This window comes from Bacillus sp. NMCC4, from assembly GCF_002998555.1.
Classification (GTDB): Bacteria; Bacillota; Bacilli; order Bacillales; family Bacillaceae; genus Bacillus.
This window is the reverse complement of record NZ_PVRA01000001.1, coordinates 127,919-154,346: the sequence shown is the minus strand read 5'-3', so window position 1 is coordinate 154,346 and position 26,428 is coordinate 127,919. Positions and strand designations below refer to the sequence as shown.

Sequence of the window (26,428 nt, the reverse complement as noted above, 5' to 3'; positions counted from 1 at the left end):
AGAAATATGGGTATCACAAGAGAAAAAGGCTTTCATGTGAGGAAGCCGTCTATACATGAGAGTGGCAAGAGGTGAGAAACATGATTTATATCGGATTAACTGGCTGGGGAGACCATGACAGTCTTTATCCGCCGAAAATCGGCAGCGCTCAAAAGCTGTTTCACTATTCGTCAACGTTTCCCATTGTGGAGCTGGATGCCAGCTTTTATGCGGTTCAGCCTGAGCGTAATCATGAAAAGTGGATCAAGGATACGCCAGATACCTTTCAATTTGTCGTGAAAGCATATCAAGGAATGACCGGGCATCAGAGGGGCGAAATTCCGTTTGCTTCGAAGGAAGAGATGTTTGACGCATTTATTCTTTCATTAACTCCGCTCATTCGAGAAGGGAAACTTGCCATGGTTTTGTTTCAATTTCCACCATGGTTTGATTGCAAAAAAGAGCACGTCCACTATTTAAGATGGTGTAAAGAGAAGATGGGTGACATTCCATGTGCCCTCGAATTCCGTAACCGCACATGGTTCTCAGATGAATTTTATGAGCAGACCTTGTCCTTTATGGAAAAAGAAGGATGGATTCATTCTGTTTGTGATGAGCCGCAAGTTGGAGAAGGCTCCATTCCGCCAGTCATACAAGCTACGCACCGTGATAAAACATTGGTCCGTTTTCACGGAAGAAATAAACAAGGCTGGCTTCACCCAGCAGACCATGAGAATTGGCGTGAAGTGCGATACTTATATTTATATAATGAAGCTGAATTAAAAGAGTGGAAAAAGAATCTCGACATTCTGCATCAGCAATCAAAAGATGTCTATGTCGTGTTTAATAATAACTCCGGCGGAGATGCAGCGGCGAATGGCCAGCAGATGATTGATTTGCTGGATATTACGTATTCAAGCCTTTCTCCGAAGCAGTTAGATTTATTTAGTTAATTGAGAGCTGCGGCTTTCAACCTGAATGACGGTTCAGTGACAACTTGAGGGAGAGATCAACATGCTGCAGAAGCTATGGTTATATCATACAAACGACTTGCACAGCCACTTTGAGAACTGGCCAAAAATCGCAGCTTATATTGAGGAAAAGCGTCAAGTTCACGATCAGATGCTCTTGTTTGATATTGGCGACCATATGGACCGAGTGAACCTTGTGTCAGAAGCTGATTATGGAAAGGTAAACGTCAAGCTTCTCAATCAACTTGGCTATGATGGGGTCACGATTGGAAATAATGAAGGCATTACGCTGCCTCATGATCAACTCGATCAATTGTACGAGCATGCACAATTTCCAGTGGTTCTGTCTAATTTATTTGAGAAAGGCAAAAGGCCATCGTGGGCAAAGCCCTATCATATGATCCAAATGGAAAACGGACTGAAAATATGTCTCTTAGGCGTGACCATTGCGTATACACCCGTCTATGAAAAGCTGGGCTGGGACATTACAGATCCGTTTGACAGCATACGGGACATACTGCAGGAAGTGAAGGGACAGGCAGATGTCATTGTACTCTTATCCCATCTTGGTATCATCCATGATCGGGAGGTCGCCCGTGATTTTCCTGACATCGACATCATCCTAGGCTCACACACGCATCATTTGTTAGAGCAGGGTGAAATGGACAATGGGGTGCTGCTTGCATGCGCTGAAAAGTATGGGCATTATATTGGCTGTGTCGAGCTGACAATTGACATAGCGCGCAAAGAGCTGATCGAGAAAAAAGCAACGGTGCAGTCAGTGGATCAGCTGATCAGTGAATCAGATGAAGCCATCACTACCTTACAGCAAGCAGAAAGAAGAGCCAAAGCCCTCATGCAGGAAAAAGTAACAGCGATTGAGTCAAGGTTAGAAACGAAGTGGTTTGATGAATCCCCGCTTCCGCAGCTCTTAACAGATGCCATTAAAGATTGGTGCGGGGCAGATATCGGCATGATGAATGCAGGTATGGTGCTTGATTCATTAGAGGCAGGAATCGTGACAAGAGAAGAAGTCCACCGAATCTGCCCGCATCCCATTAATCCCATTCGGGTGACGCTTACCGGTCAACAGCTCATCGAAACCGTTCGGCGTGCCTGTGAAGAAAAAATGGAACAGCTGCGCATCAAGGGCTTCGGCTTTAGAGGTGAGCTGATGGGGAAAATGCTGTATAGCGGCCTCACCTATACAGTAGAAGAAGGCGAAACCAAACGGGTAAAGGATGTCTTTGTACATGATCAATTGATCAAAAAGGACGCTTCCTATACGGTTGGCACAGTCGATATGTATACATTAGGCTCTCTATTTCCTCATATCCGTGACCATGAACACATTGAATATTTCATGCCGGAATTTCTACGTGATGTGCTTACTTGGCGCCTGAAGGAAACCACATGAAATCCGCTTTAGCCTAACAACACTCGCCCTCTTGTCACATAGATTGTGATGAGAGGAGTGAAGGGATTTGGTGAATTTAACACCTATTAAAATTGATGGACATTCCTTTACAGCCGTCACCGTCAAACTGCCGAAGACGAATTTTATGGCGGTAACAAATGAACATGGGTATATTATGTGCGGTGCACTGGATGTCGGGCTCTTAAATGAAAAGCTTGCAGATAGAGGAATTATCGCAGGGAGAGCAGTTGGTGTGAGAACCATTGAGCAATTGCTTGATGCCCCTTTAGAATCTGTGACATACGCCGCAGAAGCGCTAGGCATTACAGCTGGAACCAATGGAAGAGACGCATTATTAAAAATGGTGAAATAAAATGGATAGATGATTCCTATCCCCCCGCCTGTCTGCATACACTTGTAGTGGAGAAGGGGGGATTTTTTATTGAGAATGAACCGCCGTTATCGCCCCTATAAAAAGGGCCCTTTGCCATTTCGATACGTCATGCTGCTTGCAATCTTATTCTTTGTACTCTCAACCGTCATTAGTCTATTTTTTATTAACCGTTCAATTAAACCAACCCTTATTCACATTGCGGAACTAGAAACAGAGCGTATCGCCAATCATCTGATCCAATATTCTGTTCAAGACTTTGCAGACGATCAGGAGAATATGAAGGATATGGTGGTCATGAATACAAGTGAGAACGGAAAAGTAACGACCATCGATTTTAATGCGCAGGCAACATCGAAAGCAATGGCTGACCTGTCACGTCATCTTCAAAAAAATTTAGAGGACATTGAAAAGGGGAACTTTCAAAAAGAGGCAAAAGAAGCGTTAAAGGATCAAACAGATGGACATGACGGCATTATATATAACATTCCGCTTGGGCAAGCGTCCGGAAATGCACTCATCGCCAATCTAGGGCCAAAAGTACCTGTACGCTTTAGTGTCATTGGTGACCCGCATACGGACGTTGAAAAAAACATTAAGCCTTATGGCATCAACAATGCCTTGATTGATATTAGTGTTCTGATCGAGGTCAAGGTGAGAGTCATCATCCCGTTTGCATCTGAAACAATCGTGGTCAAAAACTCAGTACCCGTCTCCATCCAAGCCGTTCAAGGGGATGTACCAGATTATTACAATGGCAGCGGAACCAACTCAGGCGCTCCATCGATTGTTCTCCCAGAGAAAAAGGAGAAGAAAGAATAATGAAAAACAGCCCAAGGAATGATTGGGCTGTTTTCTATTTGCGTTTCCGCTCAGCTCTTTCCCACGCCCTTAAATGAGGGTATGGATCAAATGACCATTCAGTTCTGCCGTTGTCTTTATACATGCCATAGTGAAGATGCGGCGGAAATTTTCCTGCTGTGCCTGGGGGGCCATAACCGGAGCTTCCGACGGATCCAATGACCTGTCCGGGTTCAACAATTTGACCTGTTTTGAGTCCTTTTGCAAAGCCATTTAAATGAGCGAAGTAATGATAATGATTATGAATATCTCGAATACCAATCCGCCAGCCGCCAAAGCGGTTCCAGCCTTTCATTTCAATCACGCCATACGATGTCGCACGAACGGGAAGTCCATAATGGGCAAATAAATCCGTGCCCTCATGAATTCTTCTGCCGCCAAACCCTCTCGCATCTCCCCATGTACTCCGGTAGCTGTAGTCAGCTCCGACCGGAAGAGGGAAGGCATGCTTTCCGAGGTCAAGATGGCCGTAGTGCTGAAATAGCTTCATAAAAGATGAAATAATTCCAACGGTTTGATCTCGTCCATAATAGTCCCATAAAGCAATTTTTAATTGATCAATGCTGCTGCCGTAGTGAAGCAAGTATTGAGCAAACGTGAATAATACATCCTCATCGTCATCGCTGTTCGCTTTTCCATCCCCGTTTCCATCAAGTCCAATTCCATCAAACACTTTAATGCTTAAAGGAGAGGTATCCTGCTGATTCGGGTTTTCAGGGCCGATCCACATTTCCCGGGGAATGTAGATACCAATGATGCCTTTTTGTTTCGGTAAATCTCTTCTGCTTTTTCGAATATTGTGCTCATACTGATCAACCGCAGCAAGTACATACCATGGAACCTGTGTCGTGATGGCGACTTTTTCGTATAGTGCCATTCGCTGCTTCAGTTCGTCTGGCTGCTTGCCTTCCCCTTGTGCATGAACAGGTAAAGGGAGCATTGAAAGAGCGATCATGATGGCTAAAACCACTTTCACAAACGTCCATCTCCTTTCATCAAGCATCGTCTTCTACCGTTTAGTGTGGTTAGATCACCCTATTTCATAAGAAGAAAATGTTAGTAATTTTCTTCTGATTTTTTTAGGAGGCTTTTGGGTATTTTTGCAGCTCATTCCCTTGTTGTTCAATCTGTACTATGTTAAAGTGTCTAAAGAAAAGGCTTTAGGCCAAAGATTCAATTTTTTGCAGCTTCTTAGCTGCATCCATCGTATATAGCAGGAAGATTTTTGTAGATGCACCTTTAACGAATTCATATGGAGATGATGGAATTGGCAAAGAAGGAAGAGCACGTAAGAAAACCGGACTGGCTTAAAATTAAGCTGAATACGAATGAAAACTATACCGGTTTGAAAAAAATGATGCGGGAAAACAACCTGAATACCGTTTGTGAGGAAGCAAAATGTCCGAATATTCATGAATGCTGGGCGGTGAGAAGAACTGCTACATTTATGATCCTTGGATCTGTTTGTACGCGCGCATGCCGTTTCTGTGCGGTGAAAACTGGACTTCCAACTGAGCTTGACCTGCAAGAGCCAGAACGCGTGGCAGATTCAGTGGCTTTGATGAACTTAAAGCATGCTGTGATAACAGCGGTTGCAAGGGATGATCAAAAGGATGGCGGAGCAGGTGTGTTTGCTGAAACCGTTCGTGCCATTAGAAGAAAAAGTCCATTCACGACAATTGAAGTTCTCCCTTCAGACATGGGCGGCAATTACGATAATTTGAAGACGTTAATGGACACACGTCCTGATATTTTAAATCACAATATTGAAACAGTTCGCAGATTAACGCCAAGGGTTCGTGCACGTGCTACATATGATCGTTCATTAGAATTCTTGCGCCGCGCAAAAGAAATGCAGCCCGACATTCCAACGAAATCAAGCATTATGATTGGACTAGGTGAAACGAAGGAAGAAATCATTGAAGTCATGGATGATCTTCTTGCGAGCAACGTGGATATTATGGCGATTGGTCAGTATTTACAACCTTCGAAAAAGCATTTGAAAGTTCAAAAATACTACCATCCGGATGAGTTTGCAGAGCTGAAAGAAATTGCGATGTCAAAAGGCTTTAGCCATTGTGAAGCTGGACCGCTTGTGCGCTCTTCCTACCATGCAGATGAACAAGTAAACGAAGCGTCTAAAAAGCGTCAGGCGCAAGCATAACAAAGAAAACGCCAGAGCTCTCTGGCGTTTTTTCTCATATTAATTTTGGCCGTAAGGGGCGTTTCTTCTCATGGTACGGTCGGAATTCGTCATACCATTTGCATCTTCTTTCGTAGAAATATCTCCACCTTGAGGGGAATATTTCATTTGTTGAATCGTTTTGGTTAAAATTTGATCAAAATCACGTGAATTGGTTTGAAGACGTGAAAAATTGGCAATGGATTGAAAGTGCTCTGGATTATCAGAGACGTATACATGATAATAACGAGGGAGTACAGAAACCGCCGTTTTCTTTACTTGATCGGCAGATTCATCCCGGTTTTTGTTTCCTGTTCGATATACAATCAGTGCATCCTCATCTGTCACAAGTGTGGCTGCATCTTTGATGTTTGGGAGCTGCACAGTTAAACTTGTAATGACGTGGGCAAGATGCTCGCGATTTAAAGCAGGTGTTCTTTCTTTCTGATCCGTTACTTGCTGGCGCTGATAACGAACATATCCTGCTCTGTTTGTGTCTGCTTCTGGCATGTTGGAATTATTTCCTTCATGACGATCCGATAGACGGATGGTTTTACTTGAAGAATCTTCATCCACTTGCCGGTTCATACCTGATTGAAAGCCGCACCCGCCTAAAAGCATGCTGAGGAGAATCGCGGCTGTCAGTTGTTTCTTCATAAATGTGACCTCCTTTTTTCTTTAGCTTCGGCTAAAACGGAAAAAACATGCTTTAGCAATTGATGGAGTTCTTCCAATGAATTATCATTAAAGATGGATCGTTTAAAAAGAGGTGAGAAGATGATCGTCATTCAGAATGCTACTTTTGATCTTGTAAGAGATATTAAAGACGGTTTTGATGAAGAAGCGTTTAAAGCAAGGTACTCAGATATTTTAAATAAGTACGATTATATTGTGGGGGACTGGGGCTACAATCAGCTGAGACTGAAGGGGTTCTTTGATGACCAAAACCAAAAGGCCACATTTGATACAAAAATCAGCACACTCGATGAATACATTTATGAATACTGTAATTTTGGCTGTGCCTATTTTGTCTTAAAACGAATCAGAAAATAACGCAAAGGGGAGCGTCATGATGTATTTCGTAGACAGAAAAAAAATTGAAGAGACATTACGTTTTTTCGAGGAGCAATATGAGTTGATGCGCAGTCATCAAACATGGACAAGTCCACTAGAGAAAAAAGCGCTGGAACGAATTGTTCATTTGCTCGTCGAATGTATTCTTGATACGGGAAATGATATGATTGATGGCTTTATTATGCGTGATCCAGGAAGCTATGATGACATCATGGATATTCTTGTTGATGAAAAGGTTGTACCCGAAGAGGAAGGCAGTCAGCTGAAAAAGCTTGTCTCGTGTCGTAAAACACTTGTGCAGCAATACCAGGAAGTGGTTCATCACGACTTGCTGCAGGTGATCAGCGAGGTTGAGCATGCGCTAGAGGTTTTCCCAAGCCGCATCCGTACCTACTTGGAGCAGGAGCTTGGCCCAGTATCAGCGTTTAAATAATCCATTGGAGTTGTGAGCATCATGAAATACAAAGGCTACTTAATTGATTTAGACGGAACAATGTATAAAGGAACAGAAAAGATCGAAGAAGCAGGTCAATTTGTTCAAAAGTTAAATGAGCTAAACATTCCTTACTTGTTTGTCACGAATAACTCGTCACGCACGCCGAAGCAGGTAGCAGAAAAGCTTGTTTCATTCGATATTCCAGCAACTGAAGAACAAGTCTTTACAACAAGTATGGCGACAGCCAATTATATTGCCGAGCAAAAGAAAGACGCGTCTGTTTACGTCATCGGTGAAGAAGGAATCAAGCAGGCCATTGAAGAAAAAGGGCTAATGTTCGGTCAGGAAGACGCTGATTTCGTTGTTGTTGGAATTGACCGAGACATTACATATGAAAAATTCGCAGTAGGTGCGATTGCCATCCGTCAAGGCGCACAATTTGTCTCAACAAATGGAGACATCGCCATACCAACAGAAAGAGGGCTTCTGCCAGGGAACGGCTCATTAACATCTGTGCTGACCGTCACCACTACGGTCCAGCCAACGTTTATCGGGAAGCCAGAATCCATCATCATGGAACAAGCGATGAGGGTGCTCGGGACAGATCTGTCTGAGACGCTTATGGTGGGTGATAACTATGATACGGATATTATGGCAGGGATGAATGCAGGAATGGACACATTACTCGTTCATACAGGCGTGACAACAAAAGAACTGCTTCAGAAGTATGACAAACAGCCAACCTATGTCATTGATTCATTAACCGAGTGGATTGAGCGATTATCATAAAAAAAAGAGGACAAGCGTTACGCGCGCGTCCTCTTTTTTGCTTTATTCCGCATTTCTCGTACTATGTGCAAGCCTGCTTGATGCTGCAGCAGCAATGGCGCCGACAATGTCATCTAAAAAGGTATGGCACTCGCCTGTGGATTTATCATTGAGTTTCCCGAGAATCCCTGGTTTTTCTTTATCGATATATCCGTAATTCGTAAAGCCGATCGAACCATAAATATTGACGATAGCAAAGGATAGAATTTCATCAACACCATACAGGCTTTCGTCTGTTTCTAAAATGGACTGAAGCGGCTCGGTTAGCTTTTTTTGCTCGGCTAGTACGTCTAGTTCGACGCCTGTTAATATCGCATTTTGGACTTCTCGTTTTGCGATGACACGCTCCACATTGTGGATGCATTCTGACATGTCTAAGCCAGGATGATATTTTTCCTGTAAAAAGTAGACAAGGTCTGCTATATCTTGAATGGATACGCCTCGTTCTTGTAAACGGCGTCTTGCTGTTTTTTCTACTTCGTTCATCTCATGATGATGCGGCATATATTCCTCACCCAATCCTCGTAATTTGGTCCACAACGTGTAAAAAGCTTCGGATAGTAAATAGTATTCATAAATCCCTCAACCTGCGACTACGATATGATAAGAGACGATCATATGAACGCAGGTGAAAACATGAAAGAAACCATTTATCACACATTTGGTATTGATGTGCGTCAATTTATGCCATATGGCAGTTATCAGAGCTTTCAAACGTCGGAGGCTCTCTTTATCATTGTTCCTGTGTCTCATTTGCGAGAAGAAGAACTCACAGAGCTGTATCATATCAGTCAGTATTTACTGAATGCCGGAGACCCATACGTCGCTGTGTTTGAATTAACAAATGAAGAGAAGCCCACCTTTACTCATGGAAAGGAGCTGTATGCTTTATTAAAGGCAGCACCGCCGATCTCAAGCAGATCGTTTCAGCAGGCATCAGAGCTGGCGGCCTTTCATGTCAGGGGAAGAGGATTTCCATATGAGGTATCTGAAACAAAACGTGTGGGAGCCTGGAAGGAATTGTGGGCAAAACGGTTAGATCAGCTTGAAGGCTTTTGGATGCAGCAAATGCACCAAAAACCACTGGAACAGTTTGAAAAAAAATTCATCGAATCCTTTCCGTATTATCTTGGATTAACGGAAAATGCCATTCAATATTTAGTGGATACTGAGCTTGATGATGAACCGAGGGAATGTGACTCAGGCACTGTCTGCCACCAGCGTTTTTCGCGGAGGACTTGGCCGCATGAGCAGCCGCTTCGTTTACCTGTAGATTGGGTCTTTGATCATCCAACCCGGGATATTGCCGAATACTTAAGAGAAACCTTTGTCCAGCATAAGGAAGATTTAATTGAAGAAGGCTTCTCCTTTCTTCAGCAATATGAGCAGGTGACACCTCTTTCTTCCTTTTCTAAGCGTTTGTTATACAGCCGCTTGTTGTTCCCGCTTCATTATTTTGAAATTGTGGAAGGCTACTACATGTCAGGAGAAAATGAAAAATCATATTATGAAGAGCGGTTAGATTACGTCCTAAATGATGCCAATCGCTATGAATACTTTCTGAAGGTCTTTCAAGAAATGAGTGCCATGCGAAGCGGCGAGAGCCCGATACCGGCAGTTGGCTGGATCACAGGTCCACGGATTTGAAGTTTCAGTGAACAGATGAAACGTCTCTTTTCTCTTGAGGCGTTTTTCGTTATGCTTAAAGAAATCAATCAAAGGAGTGTTCTTCTTGCCGAAACCTTATGTCTATATCACAAGAAAGCTGGATGAAGCATCACTTACACCATTAAAAGAAGTCGCTCATATTGAGATGTGGCCGAGCGAGGATGAGCCATGTCCAAGAGAAGAATTAGAAAAACAAGCAGCTAAAGCGGATGCGCTTCTCACCATGCTGTCAGATCAAGTAGATGAAGCCCTTTTATCAAAAACTCCAAATGTTAAGGTGATCGCAAACCTTGCTGTTGGCTATGACAATATTGATCTTGAGGCGGCTGAAAAGCGCAATATCACTATTTGTCATACACCGGATGTATTAACAGAATCCACGGCTGATTTAGCCTTTGCCCTTCTGATGGCGTCAGCTAGACGGATTGTCGAGGCGAGTGATTGGATTAAGGAAGGAAATTGGACAGGCTGGGGGCCTCTTCTTCTTGCCGGCGCTGATATTCATCACAAAACCCTTGGAATTGTTGGCATGGGCAGCATCGGAACAGCGCTTGCCAAGCGGGCAGCAGGCTTTGACATGAAGGTGCTGTACCATAACCGGTCAAGAAAGCCAGAGGCAGAAGCGCAGCTCGGCGTGACTTATGCGCCATTTGAGGAACTGCTTACGCAGTCTGATTTCATCGTCTGTCTGACCCCTTTAACCCCGGAAACAAAAGACATGTTTAATGAAAAAGCATTTGATCTGATGAAGAACTCAGCCTATTTTATTAATGTATCAAGAGGACAGACTGTGGGATGAGGATGCTTTATATGAGGCGGTCACGACAGGAAAAATTGCCGGAGCCGGTCTGGATGTATTTAGACAGGAACCTGTCAGCCCGTCTCATCCGTTAACAACATTACCTAACGTCACGGTTCTCCCTCATATTGGAAGTGCAAGTGTCGAAACGAGAAAAACGATGATGCGTTTGTGTGCTGAAAATATTGCGCTTGTCTTACAAGGTCAGCAAGCCAAAACGCCGGTTCGTTCATCATATAAGGCTCCCTGAGTTTCGGGAGCTTTTCTGACAAAAATATTTTGAAAATATAGAATCTTGATATAAATAGCTGTTAAGCGGTTTCATTCTGACAATCTCTTATTTTATTACCTTGTCAAAATGAGGATACCCCTTTATAATGTGTGTACATTGAATGTCTGTGTTAGGTTAACAAATGTCTTTTTAGAGAGGACATTGACGGAGAAAGGTGGAATTTCAGGTGAAGGCAATTCGAGTTGGACTATTAGGATTAGGAACAGTGGGGAGCGGTGTCGTCAAGATTATCCAAGATCACCAGGATAAATTAATGCACCAGATCGGCTGTCCGGTATTAATACAAAAAGTGCTTGTGAGCAATCCCGATAAAAAGAGAGATGTGGATGTGGCAAGAGAGGTCTTCACAACTGAAGTATACGATGTGATTAGAGATCCAGAGGTCGACGTCATTATTGAAGTGATGGGCGGCATTGAAGAGACAAAACAATATTTAATAGATGCGTTAAATGAGAAGAAGCATGTCATTACAGCCAATAAAGATTTAATGGCGCTTTACGGAACAGAGCTTTTACATGTTGCGAAAGAAAATGGCTGTGATCTTTATTATGAAGCAAGTGTAGCCGGAGGAATTCCGATTCTGCGTACGCTGGAGGAAGGATTGGCCTCTGACCGAATTACGAAGATGATGGGAATTGTGAACGGCACAACGAATTTTATTTTAACGAAAATGAACGTCGATAAAAGCGCATATGAAGATGTCTTAAAAGAAGCGCAGGATCTTGGCTTTGCAGAAGCAGACCCGACAGCTGATGTAGAAGGACTTGATGCAGCAAGGAAAATGGCGATTCTTGCAAGACTCGGTTTTTCCATGAATGTGGAATTAGAGGATGTGAAGGTCAGAGGCATCTCTGACGTTTCTGATGAAGACATTAATTTCAGTAAACGATTTGGCTACACAATGAAGCTGATCGGAATTGCCCAGCGGGACGGAGAGAAAGTGGAAGTCAGTGTCCAGCCAACCTTACTCCCTGATCACCATCCGCTATCATCGGTCAACAATGAATTCAATGCGGTGTATGTCTATGGAAGTGCTGTAGGAGAAACGATGTTTTACGGCCCTGGAGCAGGAAGTCTCCCAACGGCAACAGCTGTTGTATCAGACTTAGTCGCAGTGATGAAAAACATGCGCCTTGGCGTGAACGGAAGCGGATTTATCGCACCGCAGTTTGAGAAAAAGATCAAATCGCCATCGGAAGTATTTGCTCAGCAATTCTTAAGAATTCATGTCAGAGATCAAGTCGGGGCATTCTCCCGCATTACATCTATTTTTTCTGAAAGAGGCATCAGCTTTGAAAAGATCCTTCAGCTTCCTGTGAAAGGGCATGATGAGCTGGCTGAAATTGTGATTATTACACACCGGACCTCAGAAGAAGATTTCTCAAATATCCTGCAAAAATTAAACGATCTCGACGTGGTGGTTCAAGTGAAGAGCACGTACCGAGTAGAAGGGAACGGTTTAAGCTGATGAAGTGGAATGGACTTATTGAGGAATTCCAAGAATTCTTACCAGTAAACGAATCAACACCAAAACTAACATTAAATGAAGGGAATACACCGCTGATCCACCTTGCCAAACTTTCGGAAAAGCTGGGGATTGAGCTTCATGTGAAAACAGAAGGCGTCAATCCAACAGGCTCTTTCAAGGATCGTGGAATGGTCATGGCTGTTGCAAAGGCAAAAGAAGAAGGCAATGATACGATCATGTGTGCTTCGACAGGGAATACCTCTGCGGCGGCAGCGGCTTATGCAGCCCGTGCTGATATGAAATGTATCGTCATCATTCCAGACGGGAAAATTGCCTTCGGGAAGCTTGCACAGGCTGTGATGTACGGAGCAGAGATCATTGCGATTGACGGCAACTTTGATGATGCGCTGAAAATCGTCCGCAGCATCTGTGAAAAAGCGCCGATTGCTCTTGTTAACTCTGTCAATCCGTACCGAATTGAAGGACAAAAAACTGCGGCATTTGAAATCTGTGAGCAGCTAGGCTCGGCCCCGGACGTACTGGCGATTCCTGTTGGAAATGCAGGAAACATCACCGCCTACTGGAAAGGCTTCAAGGAATACCATGAGAAAAAAGGAACTGGACTGCCAGTCATGCGCGGCTTTGAAGCAGAAGGTGCAGCAGCAATCGTACGAAATGAAGTGATTGAACAGCCAGAAACAGTGGCAACTGCCATCCGTATCGGAAATCCAGCGAGCTGGAAGCAAGCTGTGGCAGCCGCAGATGAATCAAACGGAAAGATTGATGAAGTGACTGACGAGGAAATTCTTCATGCATATCAATTGATTGCACGTGAAGAAGGCGTGTTTGCAGAACCGGGCTCTTGTGCGTCTATCGCAGGTGTGCTAAAGCAGGTGAAATCCGGAGAAATCAAGCCAGGCAGTAAAGTTGTTGCGGTATTAACAGGCAACGGATTGAAAGATCCGAATACGGCAATTGATATTTCACAAATCAAGCCGGTCACACTCGATGCAGATGAAGATCAAATTCTTGAACACTTAGAAAAGGCCGCGCGCGTATGAGTAAAGCCTCCATGCTTTTTACAATCACAGTACCGGGAAGCACTGCCAATTTAGGACCAGGCTTTGATTCAGTTGGAATGGCGCTCAGCCGCTATTTAAAGCTATCGGTCTATGACCATGATAGCTGGCTGTTTGAAGCAGAAACAGATGTCGTGTCCGGGATTCCATCAGGCACCGACAACCTAATTTATCAAACAGCCAAAAAGGTCGCAGATCACTTTGGAAAAACACTCCCGCCTGTTTATGTCAAAGTGTGGAGTGATATTCCATTGGCACGGGGGCTGGGAAGCAGTGCTGCTGCAATTGTGGCAGCCATTGAGCTGGCCAATCAGCTTCTCGAATTAAATATGACGGATGATCAAAAGCTCTTTTTTGCAAGTGAGGTAGAAGGTCATCCAGATAATGCGGGTGCCTCTTTATTCGGCGGTTTACTGATTGGTCTTCATGAAGAAGACAAGACACATGCCGTCAAAGTGCAGCATGTGGATATAGATGTTGTCGTCGTGATTCCTTTTTATGAAATGCTGACAAAGGATGCCCGTGATGTCCTGCCAGAGGATCTTTCCTATAAACATGCTGTCAGTGCGAGTGCTGTGAGCAACGTGCTTGTAGCGGCATTAATGACGCAGAACTGGCCGCTTGTTGGAGAAATGATGAATAAGGATTTATTTCATCAGCCTTACCGCATAATGCTCGTCCCAGAGCTGTCGAAGGTAGAGCATGTCGCTTCGCTAAAAGGAGCGTATGGAACGGCATTAAGCGGTGCTGGACCGACGATCTTAACCTTAGTTGAAAAAGGGAAGGGAGAAGCGCTGAAAAAGCAGCTTGCCCAAAACTTCCCGCATTGCGAAGTAGATTTGCTGACGGTACCGGTAGCAGGTGTTGTCGTGGAGCATGATCCAGTCAATCAAGTAAAGAACGTGCTGTAAAAATGCACGTTCTTTTTTTTATCCTTGTTTTTATAGGATGAAGCAGGGATTATTATTTAGAGGATCGAACTATTTTTTATGCGTAAAAGGGGGAGATACATTCATGAAGAAATTGATGACGGCAGAAGATTTAACGAAGATTGTTTCTGTTTCTCATCCGGTTTATTCACCAGATGGAAAAAAGGCGGTTTTTACAAAAGTCACGGTGAATGAGAAAAAAGATGATTACAACATCCATTTATGGGTTCGAGATGAAGAGACAGAGGAGCTGTTACAATGGACATTTGAGGATGGAAAGCATCATCAGCCAGTGTGGTCAAAAGACAGCAGGCAGCTTGCTTTTATTTTGCAAAAGCCAAAGGAAGTTCCTCAGCTGGCACTGATTCAGAGTCAGGGAGGCGGTGTGCGCACCTTAACGGCGATTCCATACGGGGTATCTCATCCTGTCTTTTCACCAGATGGAGCTTTCATTTATGCGGCTGTGTCACTGAAACAATCAGAATCTGTTCATGATGAAAAAAAGGAAGAGCGAGATGATTTCGCTCCTGCGGTATATGATGATTTGACCTATAAAGCAGATGGCAGAGGTTATTTAGATGGGCGTTTCACGCAGATCATTCAAGTGGATACCCACTCAGGAGAGGTAGAGGCTGTCACGAGCGGGCATCATCATCATGTGAGTCACACGGTCTCTCCGTGCGGGAAATGGCTTGCCTATATTCAATCAAATCCTCAGATACCTTACATAAGTGACGTGTGCCTCCTGTCATTAGAGGACAGTACGACAAAGAAAATCACACAATCAGCTGGCGCTTATTCCACCGTGTCTTTTTCTCCAAATGGAGAGAGCCTCGTGTATATCGGACATGAGCGCGAATTTCAAAATGCTACCTTCCCAGCATTATGGCTGTATGATCTGAAGGTAGAAAAAGTAGTTCAGCTGTCAGAAATGCTTGATATGTATGTGGGCAACTGTATGGCAGGAGATAGCGTCATGGGCGAAGCCAATCAGCTTCCGCAGTGGACAAAGGATAGCCTGGGATTTTATGCGCTTGTTTCTGATCAAGGCAGTACAGGGATTTATTATTTCTCCGTTGAAGGCTTAGCCTATCCAGTTCGATTAGAGGCAGAACATATCACAAACTTCAGCCTTCATCCAGATGAATCCAAATTGCTGCTCAGCCGGCTTACGCACGTTTCACCAAGTGAGCTGTATGAGCTGACATTAGGGGAGGCGGATCTAAAGCAAATCACGTTCGAGCATGACACCTTTCTTAAGGAGCATGTCCTATCGGTACCAGAGCCATTTTCGTTTCAGTCAAAAGAAGGCGATGAGGTGCATGGCTGGTTTATGAAGCCTTCCCAAATGGAAGACGGGAAGAAATATCCGCTCATTTTAGAGATTCATGGTGGACCGCATGCGATGTATGGTTATACGTATTTTCATGAATTTCAAATGCTCGCTGCTGAAGGCTATGCCATCGTATATATCAATCCTCATGGCAGTCATGGATACGGACAGATGTTTAGCGACCGTGTGAGAGGAAGCTATGGTGGCGTTGATTATAAGGATGTCATGCAGACTGTTGATCATGTGCTCAAAGCCTATGATTTCCTTGATGAAACGAGGCTCGGAGTAACAGGCGGCAGCTATGGAGGTTTTATGACAAACTGGATTGTCGGGCAAACCGACCGCTTTCGCGCAGCCGTCTCACAGCGGTCCATTTCAAACTGGATTAGCTTTTATGGCATTAGTGACATTGGTTATTACTTCACAAGATGGCAGATTGATGGGGATATTTATGATTCGGCCGATAAGCTATGGGATCGTTCGCCGCTAAAGTATGTGAAGCAGGTGAAGACGCCACTTCTCATCTTGCACAGCGATGAAGACTATCGCTGCCCAGTTGATCAAGCAGAACAGCTTTTTGTAGCACTGAAGGAGCTTGGGAAAGACACAAGGCTCGTCAAATTCCCGAAGGCATCTCATGATTTATCCAGAAGCGGCCATCCGGGGCAGCGTATTCAAAGACTGACCTTTATGAAGGACTGGTTTAGAGAGAAGTTAAGTTAATAATGAAAAAAACGACCCGAATTCGGGTCGTTTTCATGTCATATATGAATTAGAAAACCTGTTCAACTTCTACAACGCCAGGCACTTCTTCTAATAATGCGCGCTCAATACCGGCTTTCAATGTAATGGTTGAACTTGGGCAGCTGCCGCATGCACCTAAAAGACGTAATTTCACAATGCCATCTTCAATGTCTACAAGCTCACAGTCTCCACCATCACGTAATAGAAATGGACGAAGTTTGTCCAGTACTTCCTGTACTTGGTCTTTCATTTCGACTTCAGTCATTAGATATAATCGCTCCTTTCACAACATATCACCATTATATTCATCTGGACGATAAAAATCTATTGATTGGTTTCAAAGTTTCCTTCTCATTATAGCACAATCTCATCTTGAAACAAAAAGTGATTTTGACTTTTTTCATACAGAAAATTCAGCTAAAATAAAGAAAGAATAGGGGGCTTGCCAAATGAAACAAACCGTTGATCTTTATGTATATGGAAGAGATGTACTGTGCGCTAGCTGCGTGAATCTGCCTTCTTCAAAAGACACATTTGAGTGGTTAGATGCAGCGTTAAAACGAAAATATCCGAATCAGCCGTTTCGTATCACATATATTGATATTGAGCACCCGCCAGAAAACGAAGGCCAAAAAGAATTGTCTGAACGAATTCTTGATGATGAATTCTTTTATCCGCTTGTCTTAGTGGAGGATCAAATTGTTGGAGAGGGCAATCCAAAATTAAAAGACATTTATCAAGAAATGGAGAAATACGGTTACACGGAGAGCAGTGAATAAACTGTTCTTTTTTTGAGAAAACAAACAGAACAAATGTTCCTTTTTAGGTTGAAAAAGAACGTTTGTTCGATTATAATCAAATGAAAGGAGCGTGAGCATCATGAATTATTTACTGAAACAATCTCTTCATCAGCAAATACCAATTGAGATGATTTATATGAAGAAAAACGGAGAGTGCACGAAGCGTAAAATCATTGTCCACCGTCAAACAGACCAGCTCATCCAAGCGTATTGTTTATCGAAGAAAACGATGAGAACTTTTCGTAAAGACAGCATCCTTGCCCTTGCTCCGATCAAATTGACCCGTTCATCGGCACATGCCGTTTCATAGAAAAAAAGCTCCCTCGTCATGAAGGAGCTTTGAGAAAAAATTCACATGATGTTAGCCATTGTGATGCTTGTACATCCAAAGGAGTCCGGATTTTAGAAGTCTTGGTACACGGCCAATAAGTGGACGATCTGCTACTAAGCCAAAGCCGGCTTTTTTCCCTAAAGATCCTAAGACACCTTTTAGCTTAAACTGAGGATAAGCCTCAGGAAGCGGCTCGTTTTTCCAGCGTTTTTGCAGAGATTGGACAATTTGTTCTGCCTGCGCCTCGGCAAGCTGTGCACTTGGGGCATGCGGCAAGCTTGCGCAATCACCCACGACATAGACATGCTCATTTCCAGGGAGATTGTGATGAGGTGTTAATACGACGCGGCCTTGTGCGTCTTTTTCAACATCCATCTCCCGTACCACTTTGCTTGGCTGAATGCCTGCTGTCCATACGATGACCTCTGCTTCAATGGCGTCATCATGGTTGTAAACAACACCTTCTTCAACCTTCGTAATATTGGCACAGTTAATGATCTTTACGTCATTTTCTTCAAACCACTTTTGCACATATAAACTTAATCTTTTTGGGAAGCTTGATAGAATCAGCTCTCCGCGGTCAAAAAGAATAATGTTTAAATCAGCACGGCTTTCTCTTAATTCACTGGCTAGCTCTACCCCGCTAAGTCCAGCACCGACGATACCAACCGTTGCACCTGCACCCAAATTGTTTAATTTGTTATACGTATGTCTTGACTGATCAATGGTTTGAATACTGTATGTATGTTCTTTCGCACCAGGGACATTATGATACTTGTCCTCACAGCCGAGTCCAATCACCGTGTCGTCATAAGGAATGGGTTCACGGTCGCTGAATAAGATCTGTTTGTTTTCAATATCAATTTTTTCTACTTCCCCATATTGAATATCCAGCTTCGGATGCTCTGGAAAAGATACTCGGATGTGATGATCAGAGATTGTTCCAGCAGCGAGTGCATAATATTCTGTTTTTAAACAGTGGTAAGGATTTCGATCAACTAATGTGATAGTAACATCATCAGGTAATTGATTTGGCAATAAGCGGTGGAGAACCCGCATATTCCCGTAACCTCCGCCGATCAAGACTAAATTTTTCATGACGATTCTCCTTTTCCCCGTAGACATTGAAAAACACTTATACTAAAAAACTTTAAGTTAAAATACCAAATAAAATTATATCGAATTTACTGTGAAACCACAATAATTGTTTCAAAATAACCTACATATTCATTAGTTAGTCCTAAATAGTAAAACATTTTACGAGGAATAGGCGTAACGATACAGATGAAGCTCATGTTTTGACTAATAGAAGGAATTTCGGTAGGATGGTAAGGCAATGTGAGGTGAAGCAAAGTGTTCCCACTGATCGAATTTTGTGTAAGTAATCTTGCACAAGGGTCTCAAGAAGCAAAAGAGAAGCTTGATAAAGACCCAAACCTAGACGTTATGGAATACGGCTGTTTAAGCTATTGCGGCAAATGTATGGACTCCCCATTTGCACTTGTGAATGGAGAATTTGTTTCAGGAGAAAATGCAGAGCAGCTAGTCGAGCGTATTTATGCTTTTATAGAGGAAAATGAGATGTTTTAAATGCACCACATGGGTCATGGGGTGCATTTTTTTCACACTTTAAGCTTCCATTTTTAAGGAGAATTAATAGAAAGCGCATCCAATATGTTATGCTAATAAAATATCATCAAAATGAAGCATCACACGAGAGAAAAAGAGGCATATGCATAATAAAAGCCCTTTGCCATGGCAGCAAAGAGCTTCTATGTATGAAAAACGGGGGATGATAAGATTGTCTCCTGAATCGACTCCTTTTATACTATAAAGAAACAACATTTTTGGAGGAAGCTCATGACATCATTTCAATTCACGAAAATGCACGGATTAGGAAATAATTATATATACGTCAATCAGATGAAGGAACAGCTTCCAGAAGAGCAGCTATCAGAGATAGCGATCCGCGTTTCTTCTGTTTATACAGGAATCGGTTCAGACGGAATGATCCTTATTTGCCCATCAGATGTTGCACCTGTGAAAATGCGCATTTTCAACAATGATGGATCAGAGGGTAAAAACTGCGGCAACGGTCTACGCTGCGTCGCAAAATATGTGTATGAGCATCAAATCGTAACAGACACAACGTTCCATATTGAGACATTGTCAGGACTCGTTGAAGCTACCGTTCACGTGCAGGATGGTCACGTTCATTTAGTGACAGTAGATATGGGGAAACCTCGTTTTGAAAAAAAAGCGATGCCGATGCTTGGTGAACCGGCCAGCACAACGATTCATGAAGCACTTGATTTTGGCACTGTGACTTTAAATGGAACGGCTGTTTCAATGGGAAATCCGCACATCGTTTTTTATTTAGAGGACATTGAAAAAGCACCGCTTGATACACTTGGGCCAATCATCGAAAAGCATGACATGTTCCCAGAAGGCGTCAATGTAGAATTTGTAGAAGTTGTCAGTGAAACAGAACTGCATTTTCGTGTGTGGGAAAGAGGGTCTGGCATTACTCAAGCCTGCGGAACGGGTGCTTGCGCTGCGGCTGTATCCACGATTGTGAATGGACAGGCGAAAAAAGAAACGGACATGACGGTTCACTTAGCAGGCGGAGATCTCATCATTCGCTGGAAAGACAACGACCATGTGCTCATGACAGGGCCTGCTGAAACGATTTGTGACGGCACATTTTATCTGTAAACCATTTATTTGAGAAAAGGCACCATCACGTTTATAATTGAAAAGAAACATCCAGTCAAAAGGAGGGATGATCATGAGTACACCAGTAACCATTACAGAAGCTGCTGCACTGCAGATTAAAGATATGATGAAAGAACATGAAGAAGAAAATGCGTTCCTGCGAGTGGGCGTAAAAGGCGGCGGATGCAGTGGTCTTTCATACGGCATGGGCTTTGACCATGAAGTTTCAGAGAAAGACACGCAGTTCGAACAGCAAGGCATCCAGGTCCTTGTCGACTCCGAAAGCCTTGATATCATGAACGGCACCATTATTGATTTCAAACAATCACTAATGGGCGGCGGTTTCACCATCGACAATCCGAATGCGATTGCTTCATGCGGATGCGGTTCTTCTTTCCGAACAGCGACGAATACCGGTACGCCGGAAGAGTGTTAAGGTTAGTATCAATTAATTTTGTAAATCCATATTGGATATTTAAAACCTCCTCAAATTGATTATGATTCGAGGAGGTTTTTTTGTGTTGTTTAAAGATGTGAAAAGAGAAGATAACTTAAATCACTCAGCACCGTCCTTCTTTGTAAGGGTATTTAAGTATAAAAAAGTTCGCAATTTCTTAATATTTCATCTGTACCAAGTAAGGTCGCTTCTTCAATTCCTACATTATTAATTCTCATGAAAGATTGTACAGCTTGATAACCTACTGCATAACCAGCAAAGGGTGATAATCCTACTGGTTGAAAGCCTTGTTCTTTGGCAATGATATCACCAAACATATAACTGCTGACCTCAGCAAATCCTTTTGTATGTAAAGCCTCTTTTATCACTTCTTTTGAATAGTTTAATTCCTCTTTATCAAAAGAAGTGACCCAAGGTCCTAACACATGTTCACCATAAAGCTCTTTTGCAAATGATTCAGCTAAACCCTCTATAATTAAATAATCTCCAACTGTCACGTTTCCATAATCCCATTCAAAATATGAAAAACGGATATTATGGTGGAATTCATGTGCAATGAGAGCAGGAATTCTTGGGATATTATATGCAGTTGGATATAGTGATATTTGAATAAATCCAGGAATTCCTCCAAAACCGCAATATCCTTTTTGCAGTTCAAGCTTTTTCGGATCACCTAGATATAGACCGAATCTCAACTCATCAGCATTTATTTGAAGGTTGTGCTTTTCTATGAAATCCATACAATGGTTTAAGGTGATATCTGCTGTTTGAAGAGCCTGAATTTCTTGTAGTCTCTTTAATGCCTGTTGTCCAGTTTGTGTATCTGTTACATCAAGATAGCCAAGCATCTTGGTTGCCATTATTACATCATATCCATTTTGCTGTTTAGCTTTTAGCGGAACGTTTATCATATTCCACATCTTTTCAAAAGGTTTCATCATGGTGTGTCGGAAAAAATGTTCTTTGTTGTGTTGAGTTGAAAATAACCTTTCGTATTGATCAATTGTATCCTCAATTATCATCCTCATTGTTATGCTCCCTTTTATAAAGAGTGATAAAAACTTTCATTGCTTCGCTCACAAATGATGCCAAGCCTTCACCATATCGATCTATATTCTTTGTGAAACGTCCATCTTGAATATAGAGTTGACCTAAACCGTAAAAAGCATCAAGAGAGTAGTAACTAAAGTTTTCGTTTAAAAAGTTGTACCATTGTTTGATTACGATTTGTACCTCTTTGGATTTAGGGGAATGATTGCGAAGAGAGGCTAGTTTATTAAATATGCTATTCCATCTATTAGATAATTCAATTTGTTCATCTTTAGACAAATTATTTAATTTTGAGCTGACTTCATCAACAGTTTGATTTCCCCAACGGTGACGAGCTTCTTCTCCATATTGACTAAATTTCATATTCATATTCTCGAACCTTTCTTTATAGGTGTAGTGAGTTTCCCCCAACAAATGCTGTAGCGTCTTATCAATATTTTCGATCATTTTATCGAATTTATTTCGTTTCTCTAGTAACATGTTTCTTTGTAAAATAAATGCTTCTTTCTTGTCAAATGAAGGATTGTGCATCATCTTTTTTATTTCCTTCAATGGAAATCCAAGTTCTCTAAAAAATAATATCTGCTGTAATGTTTCAAGGTTTTCTTCTGAATAGAGTCGATAATGATTATCTGTGACTTTTTTCGGAATCAATAAACCAATCTGATCGTAATGATGAAGTGTACGAATGCTAATACCAAACAATTCAGCGACTTCCTTTACTTTCATTTCAATTCACCTCTCTTGATATCTACTATAAAATATGACGTTACGTTAGGGTCAATCATCATTTAAAAATTTTAAATCAAGGATTGTTCATTTGTGCTTCAACTTGATGATGGTTTTCTCTCGGAATAGTTGAGTATTGAGTTCATGAGATATGTACGCGTAAATCGCTCAATTTTGTTACAGCTTGCCCTCACAACTGGCTATTTCCACCCAAAAAGAGTATCATGATAACCAAACATAAACTGTAGGTAGAGAAAAGAGGTTGCTGAGGTTTGAGTGAACAAATCAATTGCAGGAACTGTCATGAACTGATTCCGTATCGTTCCAAAACGTGTCCAGCTTGCGGGATTGAGAAGCCGCTTCCGAAAAAGGAACGTGTGAAGGATCGGGTGATTTTGGTTGTGGCAGGGATTGTTGTGGTGCTGCTTGCTGCAATGGTACTTGGAATGGCGAATGCCTATATTGGGGTTTTTAAATAAACGAAAAAGGAGTTCCGCTAGTGGGAACTCCTTTTTTTGATCCGTTTTTATTTGTTTTCAAATAAGCTTGTGGAATGAAGAGGCTGTACACGGGCTTTCGGGTCCATGTAGGCTTTCGCATTGTTGACAGCCGTTGGTGCTTCACCAAATCCGCTGGCAATCAATTTGACTTTTCCTTCATACGTACAGATGTCTCCTGCCGCATAGAAGCCTTCAATGTTTGTTTCCATTGTGGATTTCACGACGATCGAGTTCTTTTCGATTTCAAGACCCCATTGCTTAATTGGTCCAAGGGAGGAAACAAAACCGAAGTTGACGATCACGTCGTCCACATCAAGCACTTGTTTTTTGTCGCCTTTGACTTCCTCCAGCACAATCTGTTCAATGCGGTCTTCACCAATGAGCTCAGTTGGGACAAATGGCGTCACTACATTGACTTTCGAATTGTGCAGGTTTTCTACACTGTGCTCATGGGCGCGGAATTTATCACGGCGGTGAATAATGGATACTTCTTTTGCGATAGGTTCAAGCATCAGAGCCCAGTCCACTGCAGAGTCTCCGCCGCCAAGAACGGCCACACGTCTGCCGGCAAATTGGTTCAAATCATTAATGAAGTAATGCAGGTTGCTTCCTTCAAATGATTCTGCTGCACCTAGCTCAAGCTTTCTCGGTTGGAATGCACCGTTACCAGCTGTGATGATGATCGTTTTAGAATAATGAATCTCTTGATTTGTCACAAGTTTAAAAATGCCATCTGCCTGCTTTTCAACCGTTTCAACTGCTTGCTCTAAGCAAATGGTTTGATCAAATTTATCCATTTGTTCCTTTAAGTTATCAACTAATTCTTGTGCGCGGATTTTTGGAAAACCAGCCACATCATAAATGTATTTTTCAGGGTAAAGAGCGGATAATTGACCGCCGAGCTGAGGAAGGCTTTCAATGATTTTCACACTTGCCTGTCTCATGCCACCGTAAAACGCAGTAAACAATCCTACTGGGCCGCCCCCGATAACGGTAATGTCATATACCTTAGAATCTTCTTGCATTCCTTTAATCCTCCCAAATGAAAATTGTTATCACTATATCATATCATACCACATATCGTCGTTTGACTTGTTTTGAAAAACTTGTCGTTTTTTGATGCCGAAGCTTTGAAAAAGAGGAAAAAGCGAGAAAGACCGTTTATCATAAGGATTTTCAGTTTAAAGCCTTGAAAAAAGGAGCAGAACTCGCTATTATTGTTAAGGGAACTAAATATTAATTTTTTATGAATTTTTGTCGGATACGGTCAAATGCTTTCGTTTTATGTAGGTGAAAGTTCAGATTTTCACATACTTATTTTTTTGTTTAAATTTCATAAAATGCCGGAAAGCGGTTGAGAATAGCAATATGTAATTCTTTATCCGTTTTACAGCAAATTTAAAAAAGGTGGATGTGATTCCAGTGAATAAACCGAAAATCGTTGTATTAGGTGCAGGTTATGGCGGATTAATGACTGTAACAAGATTAACAAAACAGCTTGGCACAAATGATGCGGACATTACTCTTGTGAACAAGCATAATTATCATTACGAAACAACATGGTTACATGAAGCAAGTGCAGGTACACTTCATCATGACCGCTGTCGTTATCAAATCAAAGATGTGATTAACAGTTCCCGTGTCAACTTTGTACAAGCAACAGTTGAAAGCATTAATAAGGAAGCAAAGAAAGTTGTGACATCAGATGGCGAACTTTCTTACGACTACCTTGTTGTTGCACTTGGTGCTGTTCCTGAAACATTTGGTATTGCAGGACTGAAAGAATATGCATTCTCAATCTCTAATATCAACTCTGCTCGTCAGCTTCGTGAGCACATTGAGCTTCAATTTGCGACGTATAATACGGAAGCTGAAAAACGTCCAGAGCGCTTGACAATCGTTGTCGGCGGTGCAGGCTTCACAGGTATTGAGTTCCTTGGTGAGCTTGGAAACCGTGTGCCTGAGCTTTGCAAAGAGTATGATATTGATCAAAAAGACGTACGTATCATCTGTGTAGAAGCTGCACCAACAGCTCTTCCAGGATTCGATCCTGAATTGATCGACTATGCAATGAACTACCTTCAAGGTAAAGGTGTTGAGTTCAAAATTGGTACAGCGATCAAAGAATGTACGCCTGAAGGCATCATTGTTGGAAAAGACGATGATACAGAAGAAATCAAAGCTGAAACTGTTGTTTGGGCTGCTGGTGTACGCGGTAACCCAATCGTTGAAGAAGCTGGATTTGAAAACATGCGCGGCCGCGTAAAAGTGTCTCCAGATCTTCGTGTACCAGAAAATGATGATGTATTCATCATCGGTGACTGTTCATTGATCATCAATGAAGAAATCAACCGTCCATACCCACCAACTGCACAAATCGCGATGCAGCAAGGTGAAACAGTAGCGAAAAACCTTGCAGCACTAGTTAAAGGTGGTTCTCTTGAAAGCTTTAAGCCAGACATCAAAGGAACAGTTGCTTCTCTTGGTGAACACGACGCTGTAGGTGTTGCGTTTGGTAAAAAACTTCAAGGAACAAAAGCTTCTGCAATGAAGAAAATCATCGACAACCGTTCTTTATTCATGGTTGGCGGCCCAGGACTTGTTCTGAAAAAAGGAAAATTCAAGTTCTTCTAAACTTTAATAGACAAAAACGTGTATCCTCGTGATACACGTTTTTTTATGATATATGGCATATTTTCTTACTTGGTCATCGGCAGTAAAGTATGGTATGATAAATTATCAGAAAATTTAGATTAAGGGAGTGAGCAATATGAATGCACAGACAAAAGAAAAGAAGTCTACCTGTCAATATTGTTCGGGGAAAGGATATTTTCAGCTATTGCTCGGCGGATCTGAAACATGTGAGGAATGTAAAGGGACAGGAAAGAAGCTTTAATCCATCTGCTTTTTCCATTGATTGACTTCATCTCTATTTCCAAGTTAAACTAATGATGGGATATTTGGGGGTGGAGATGAAGTGATCAGTTTACCAGTCGTTATCATTTCTGTTATTTTATTTTTCGTGTTATTCTTCGGCATTGGCTTTTTGCTCAATATGCTGCTCAGAATGTCATGGATTATGGCTATTTTATATCCAATTGTATGCCTTTTCATTATCAATAATCAAAAGATGATCGCTTATGTCAGAGAACCGGGCATTGCTTTTTCAGGGATAGGAGAACGCATTGTCTCTCTCGCTGCGGCAGATATCATTATCTTGTTAAGCGGTCTGATTGGTGCAATTGCATCAGGTTTTGTCATCAATGCACTTCGAAAAAGAGGGTATCAAATGTTTTAACTCACTTGTAGACATGCAAGTGGGTTTTTTTGTTTCTCCTTTGCATAGTTTCCATTTTGTTTGGAAACAAATAGATGGGTAGAGGAGTGACAAATAA

General features: G+C 42.2%; 29 protein-coding genes and 2 pseudogenes. 23 read left to right on the top strand and 8 right to left on the bottom strand.

Features of this window, described 5'->3' with window-relative positions; genetic code table 11:
- The first annotated feature begins 80 nt into the window (after positions 1-80).
- From C6Y02_RS00880 to yunB, 4 genes are all read left to right on the top strand, one after another.
- Positions 81-932 carry a DUF72 domain-containing protein gene (locus tag C6Y02_RS00880; RefSeq protein WP_034659883.1) on the top strand — a complete coding sequence of 284 codons (852 nt, stop codon included), beginning with the start codon at positions 81-83 and terminating at the stop codon, positions 930-932.
- Between the two features lie 61 nt (positions 933-993).
- Positions 994-2,367: a bifunctional metallophosphatase/5'-nucleotidase gene (locus tag C6Y02_RS00875; RefSeq protein WP_034659882.1), complete on the top strand. Its 1,374-nt coding sequence runs from the start codon at positions 994-996 to the stop codon at positions 2,365-2,367.
- A 67-nt stretch (positions 2,368-2,434) separates the two neighbouring features.
- Positions 2,435-2,740, top strand: coding sequence for a YunC family protein (locus C6Y02_RS00870; protein WP_034659881.1), 306 nt, complete (start codon positions 2,435-2,437; stop codon positions 2,738-2,740).
- Positions 2,741-2,815: 75 nt separating this feature from the next.
- The gene (yunB, locus tag C6Y02_RS00865) at positions 2,816-3,580 is read left to right on the top strand and encodes a sporulation protein YunB (protein ID WP_034282711.1); all 765 of its coding nucleotides are present in this window, start codon (positions 2,816-2,818) and stop codon (positions 3,578-3,580) included.
- Between the two features lie 34 nt (positions 3,581-3,614).
- Here the strand turns inward: yunB and C6Y02_RS00860 are convergent, their stop codons facing one another.
- Entirely contained in the window at positions 3,615-4,559 is a 945-nt protein-coding gene (locus tag C6Y02_RS00860; RefSeq protein ID WP_223256482.1) for a M23 family metallopeptidase, read from the bottom strand.
- A 327-nt stretch (positions 4,560-4,886) separates the two neighbouring features.
- On the opposite strand from C6Y02_RS00860, the gene lipA reads away from it, so the two are divergent.
- Positions 4,887-5,783: a lipoyl synthase gene (lipA, locus tag C6Y02_RS00855; RefSeq protein WP_034660686.1), complete on the top strand. Its 897-nt coding sequence runs from the start codon at positions 4,887-4,889 to the stop codon at positions 5,781-5,783.
- A 39-nt stretch (positions 5,784-5,822) separates the two neighbouring features.
- On the opposite strand, the gene C6Y02_RS00850 is transcribed toward lipA, so the two are convergent.
- Positions 5,823-6,458 carry a YhcN/YlaJ family sporulation lipoprotein gene (locus tag C6Y02_RS00850; RefSeq protein WP_034659879.1) on the bottom strand — a complete coding sequence of 212 codons (636 nt, stop codon included), beginning with the start codon at positions 6,456-6,458 and terminating at the stop codon, positions 5,823-5,825.
- A gap of 120 nt (positions 6,459-6,578) precedes the next feature.
- Here C6Y02_RS00850 and C6Y02_RS00845 point away from each other — a divergent pair, with 120 nt between their 5' ends.
- The 3 genes from C6Y02_RS00845 to C6Y02_RS00835 are packed head-to-tail and all read left to right on the top strand — an operon-like array spanning position 6,579 to position 8,100.
- Positions 6,579-6,854 carry a YutD family protein gene (locus C6Y02_RS00845; protein ID WP_003213192.1) on the top strand — a complete coding sequence of 92 codons (276 nt, stop codon included), beginning with the start codon at positions 6,579-6,581 and terminating at the stop codon, positions 6,852-6,854.
- A gap of 19 nt (positions 6,855-6,873) precedes the next feature.
- Positions 6,874-7,308: a DUF86 domain-containing protein gene (locus C6Y02_RS00840; protein WP_034659878.1), complete on the top strand. Its 435-nt coding sequence runs from the start codon at positions 6,874-6,876 to the stop codon at positions 7,306-7,308.
- A gap of 18 nt (positions 7,309-7,326) precedes the next feature.
- Positions 7,327-8,100, top strand: a complete 774-nt coding sequence (locus C6Y02_RS00835) for a TIGR01457 family HAD-type hydrolase (protein ID WP_095285818.1) — start codon at positions 7,327-7,329, stop codon at positions 8,098-8,100.
- A gap of 42 nt (positions 8,101-8,142) precedes the next feature.
- Here C6Y02_RS00835 and C6Y02_RS00830 read toward each other — a convergent pair whose 3' ends face one another.
- Positions 8,143-8,643, bottom strand: a complete 501-nt coding sequence (locus C6Y02_RS00830) for a phosphatidylglycerophosphatase A family protein (RefSeq protein WP_034659876.1) — start codon at positions 8,641-8,643, stop codon at positions 8,143-8,145.
- 114 nt (positions 8,644-8,757) lie between these two features.
- Here C6Y02_RS00830 and yutH point away from each other — a divergent pair, with 114 nt between their 5' ends.
- The 6 genes and pseudogenes from yutH to C6Y02_RS00795 all read left to right on the top strand — a co-directional run bounded on the left by yutH (position 8,758) and on the right by C6Y02_RS00795 (position 16,430).
- On the top strand, positions 8,758-9,786 hold the full coding sequence (yutH, locus tag C6Y02_RS00825; protein WP_106030454.1) for a spore coat putative kinase YutH: 1,029 nt from the start codon (positions 8,758-8,760) through the stop codon (positions 9,784-9,786).
- Positions 9,787-9,871: 85 nt separating this feature from the next.
- A pseudogene (locus C6Y02_RS00820) lies at positions 9,872-10,856 on the top strand (2-hydroxyacid dehydrogenase).
- Between the two features lie 208 nt (positions 10,857-11,064).
- Complete coding sequence (locus tag C6Y02_RS00810; RefSeq protein WP_034659873.1) at positions 11,065-12,366, top strand: homoserine dehydrogenase; 1,302 nt, start codon at positions 11,065-11,067, stop codon at positions 12,364-12,366.
- Positions 12,366-13,427, top strand: a complete 1,062-nt coding sequence (gene thrC / locus C6Y02_RS00805) for a threonine synthase (RefSeq protein ID WP_024423361.1) — start codon at positions 12,366-12,368, stop codon at positions 13,425-13,427. Before C6Y02_RS00810 ends, thrC begins: the two co-directional genes overlap by 1 nt.
- Positions 13,424-14,356, top strand: a complete 933-nt coding sequence (gene thrB / locus C6Y02_RS00800) for a homoserine kinase (RefSeq protein WP_106030452.1) — start codon at positions 13,424-13,426, stop codon at positions 14,354-14,356. The genes thrC and thrB overlap by 4 nt, the downstream gene beginning before the upstream one ends.
- A gap of 103 nt (positions 14,357-14,459) precedes the next feature.
- Complete coding sequence (locus C6Y02_RS00795) at positions 14,460-16,430, top strand: S9 family peptidase (protein ID WP_106030451.1); 1,971 nt, start codon at positions 14,460-14,462, stop codon at positions 16,428-16,430.
- A 49-nt stretch (positions 16,431-16,479) separates the two neighbouring features.
- Here the strand turns inward: C6Y02_RS00795 and C6Y02_RS00790 are convergent.
- Positions 16,480-16,779, bottom strand: a pseudogene (locus tag C6Y02_RS00790) (NifU family protein).
- A 121-nt stretch (positions 16,780-16,900) separates the two neighbouring features.
- On the opposite strand from C6Y02_RS00790, the gene C6Y02_RS00785 reads away from it, so the two are divergent.
- Both C6Y02_RS00785 and C6Y02_RS00780 read left to right on the top strand, forming a co-directional pair.
- Positions 16,901-17,230, top strand: a complete 330-nt coding sequence (locus tag C6Y02_RS00785; RefSeq protein ID WP_106030450.1) for a YuzD family protein — start codon at positions 16,901-16,903, stop codon at positions 17,228-17,230.
- Positions 17,231-17,330: 100 nt separating this feature from the next.
- The gene (locus tag C6Y02_RS00780; RefSeq protein ID WP_106030449.1) at positions 17,331-17,561 is read left to right on the top strand and encodes a WYL domain-containing protein; all 231 of its coding nucleotides are present in this window, start codon (positions 17,331-17,333) and stop codon (positions 17,559-17,561) included.
- A gap of 51 nt (positions 17,562-17,612) precedes the next feature.
- Here the strand turns inward: C6Y02_RS00780 and C6Y02_RS00775 are convergent, their stop codons facing one another.
- The gene (locus tag C6Y02_RS00775; protein WP_060597234.1) at positions 17,613-18,680 is read right to left on the bottom strand and encodes an NAD(P)/FAD-dependent oxidoreductase; all 1,068 of its coding nucleotides are present in this window, start codon (positions 18,678-18,680) and stop codon (positions 17,613-17,615) included.
- Positions 18,681-18,935: 255 nt separating this feature from the next.
- Here C6Y02_RS00775 and C6Y02_RS00770 point away from each other — a divergent pair, with 255 nt between their 5' ends.
- The 3 genes from C6Y02_RS00770 (at position 18,936) to erpA (ending at position 20,733) form a co-directional block, all read left to right on the top strand.
- Positions 18,936-19,172: a YuzB family protein gene (locus tag C6Y02_RS00770; RefSeq protein WP_003213414.1), complete on the top strand. Its 237-nt coding sequence runs from the start codon at positions 18,936-18,938 to the stop codon at positions 19,170-19,172.
- Between the two features lie 270 nt (positions 19,173-19,442).
- Positions 19,443-20,297, top strand: coding sequence for a diaminopimelate epimerase (dapF, locus tag C6Y02_RS00765; RefSeq protein ID WP_106030448.1), 855 nt, complete (start codon positions 19,443-19,445; stop codon positions 20,295-20,297).
- Between the two features lie 73 nt (positions 20,298-20,370).
- Entirely contained in the window at positions 20,371-20,733 is a 363-nt protein-coding gene (gene erpA / locus C6Y02_RS00760; protein WP_012011138.1) for an iron-sulfur cluster insertion protein ErpA, read from the top strand.
- Between the two features lie 152 nt (positions 20,734-20,885).
- Here erpA and C6Y02_RS00755 read toward each other — a convergent pair whose 3' ends face one another.
- Together C6Y02_RS00755 and C6Y02_RS00750 are read right to left on the bottom strand one after the other, a co-directional pair.
- The gene (locus tag C6Y02_RS00755; protein ID WP_066030452.1) at positions 20,886-21,782 is read right to left on the bottom strand and encodes a DUF2268 domain-containing putative Zn-dependent protease; all 897 of its coding nucleotides are present in this window, start codon (positions 21,780-21,782) and stop codon (positions 20,886-20,888) included.
- The gene (locus C6Y02_RS00750) at positions 21,766-22,533 is read right to left on the bottom strand and encodes a MerR family transcriptional regulator (protein ID WP_189318226.1); all 768 of its coding nucleotides are present in this window, start codon (positions 22,531-22,533) and stop codon (positions 21,766-21,768) included. Before C6Y02_RS00750 ends, C6Y02_RS00755 begins: the two co-directional genes overlap by 17 nt.
- 272 nt (positions 22,534-22,805) lie before the next feature.
- Between C6Y02_RS00750 and C6Y02_RS00745 the strand changes: the two genes are divergently transcribed.
- A complete protein-coding gene (locus tag C6Y02_RS00745; protein WP_012011136.1) occupies positions 22,806-23,012 on the top strand; it encodes a hypothetical protein in 207 nt (68 codons plus the stop codon).
- Positions 23,013-23,059: 47 nt separating this feature from the next.
- On the opposite strand, the gene yumC is transcribed toward C6Y02_RS00745, so the two are convergent.
- Positions 23,060-24,058: a ferredoxin--NADP reductase 2 gene (gene yumC / locus C6Y02_RS00740; protein WP_034659862.1), complete on the bottom strand. Its 999-nt coding sequence runs from the start codon at positions 24,056-24,058 to the stop codon at positions 23,060-23,062.
- A 391-nt stretch (positions 24,059-24,449) separates the two neighbouring features.
- Between yumC and C6Y02_RS00735 the strand changes: the two genes are divergently transcribed.
- The 3 genes from C6Y02_RS00735 (at position 24,450) to C6Y02_RS00730 (ending at position 26,331) form a co-directional block, all read left to right on the top strand.
- Positions 24,450-25,667, top strand: a complete 1,218-nt coding sequence (locus C6Y02_RS00735) for an NAD(P)/FAD-dependent oxidoreductase (protein ID WP_161937191.1) — start codon at positions 24,450-24,452, stop codon at positions 25,665-25,667.
- A 136-nt stretch (positions 25,668-25,803) separates the two neighbouring features.
- Positions 25,804-25,929, top strand: a complete 126-nt coding sequence (locus C6Y02_RS19225; protein ID WP_159049984.1) for a YuiA family protein — start codon at positions 25,804-25,806, stop codon at positions 25,927-25,929.
- Between the two features lie 81 nt (positions 25,930-26,010).
- A complete protein-coding gene (locus C6Y02_RS00730; RefSeq protein WP_034659859.1) occupies positions 26,011-26,331 on the top strand; it encodes a YuiB family protein in 321 nt (106 codons plus the stop codon).
- The last annotated feature ends 97 nt before the right edge of the window (positions 26,332-26,428 follow it).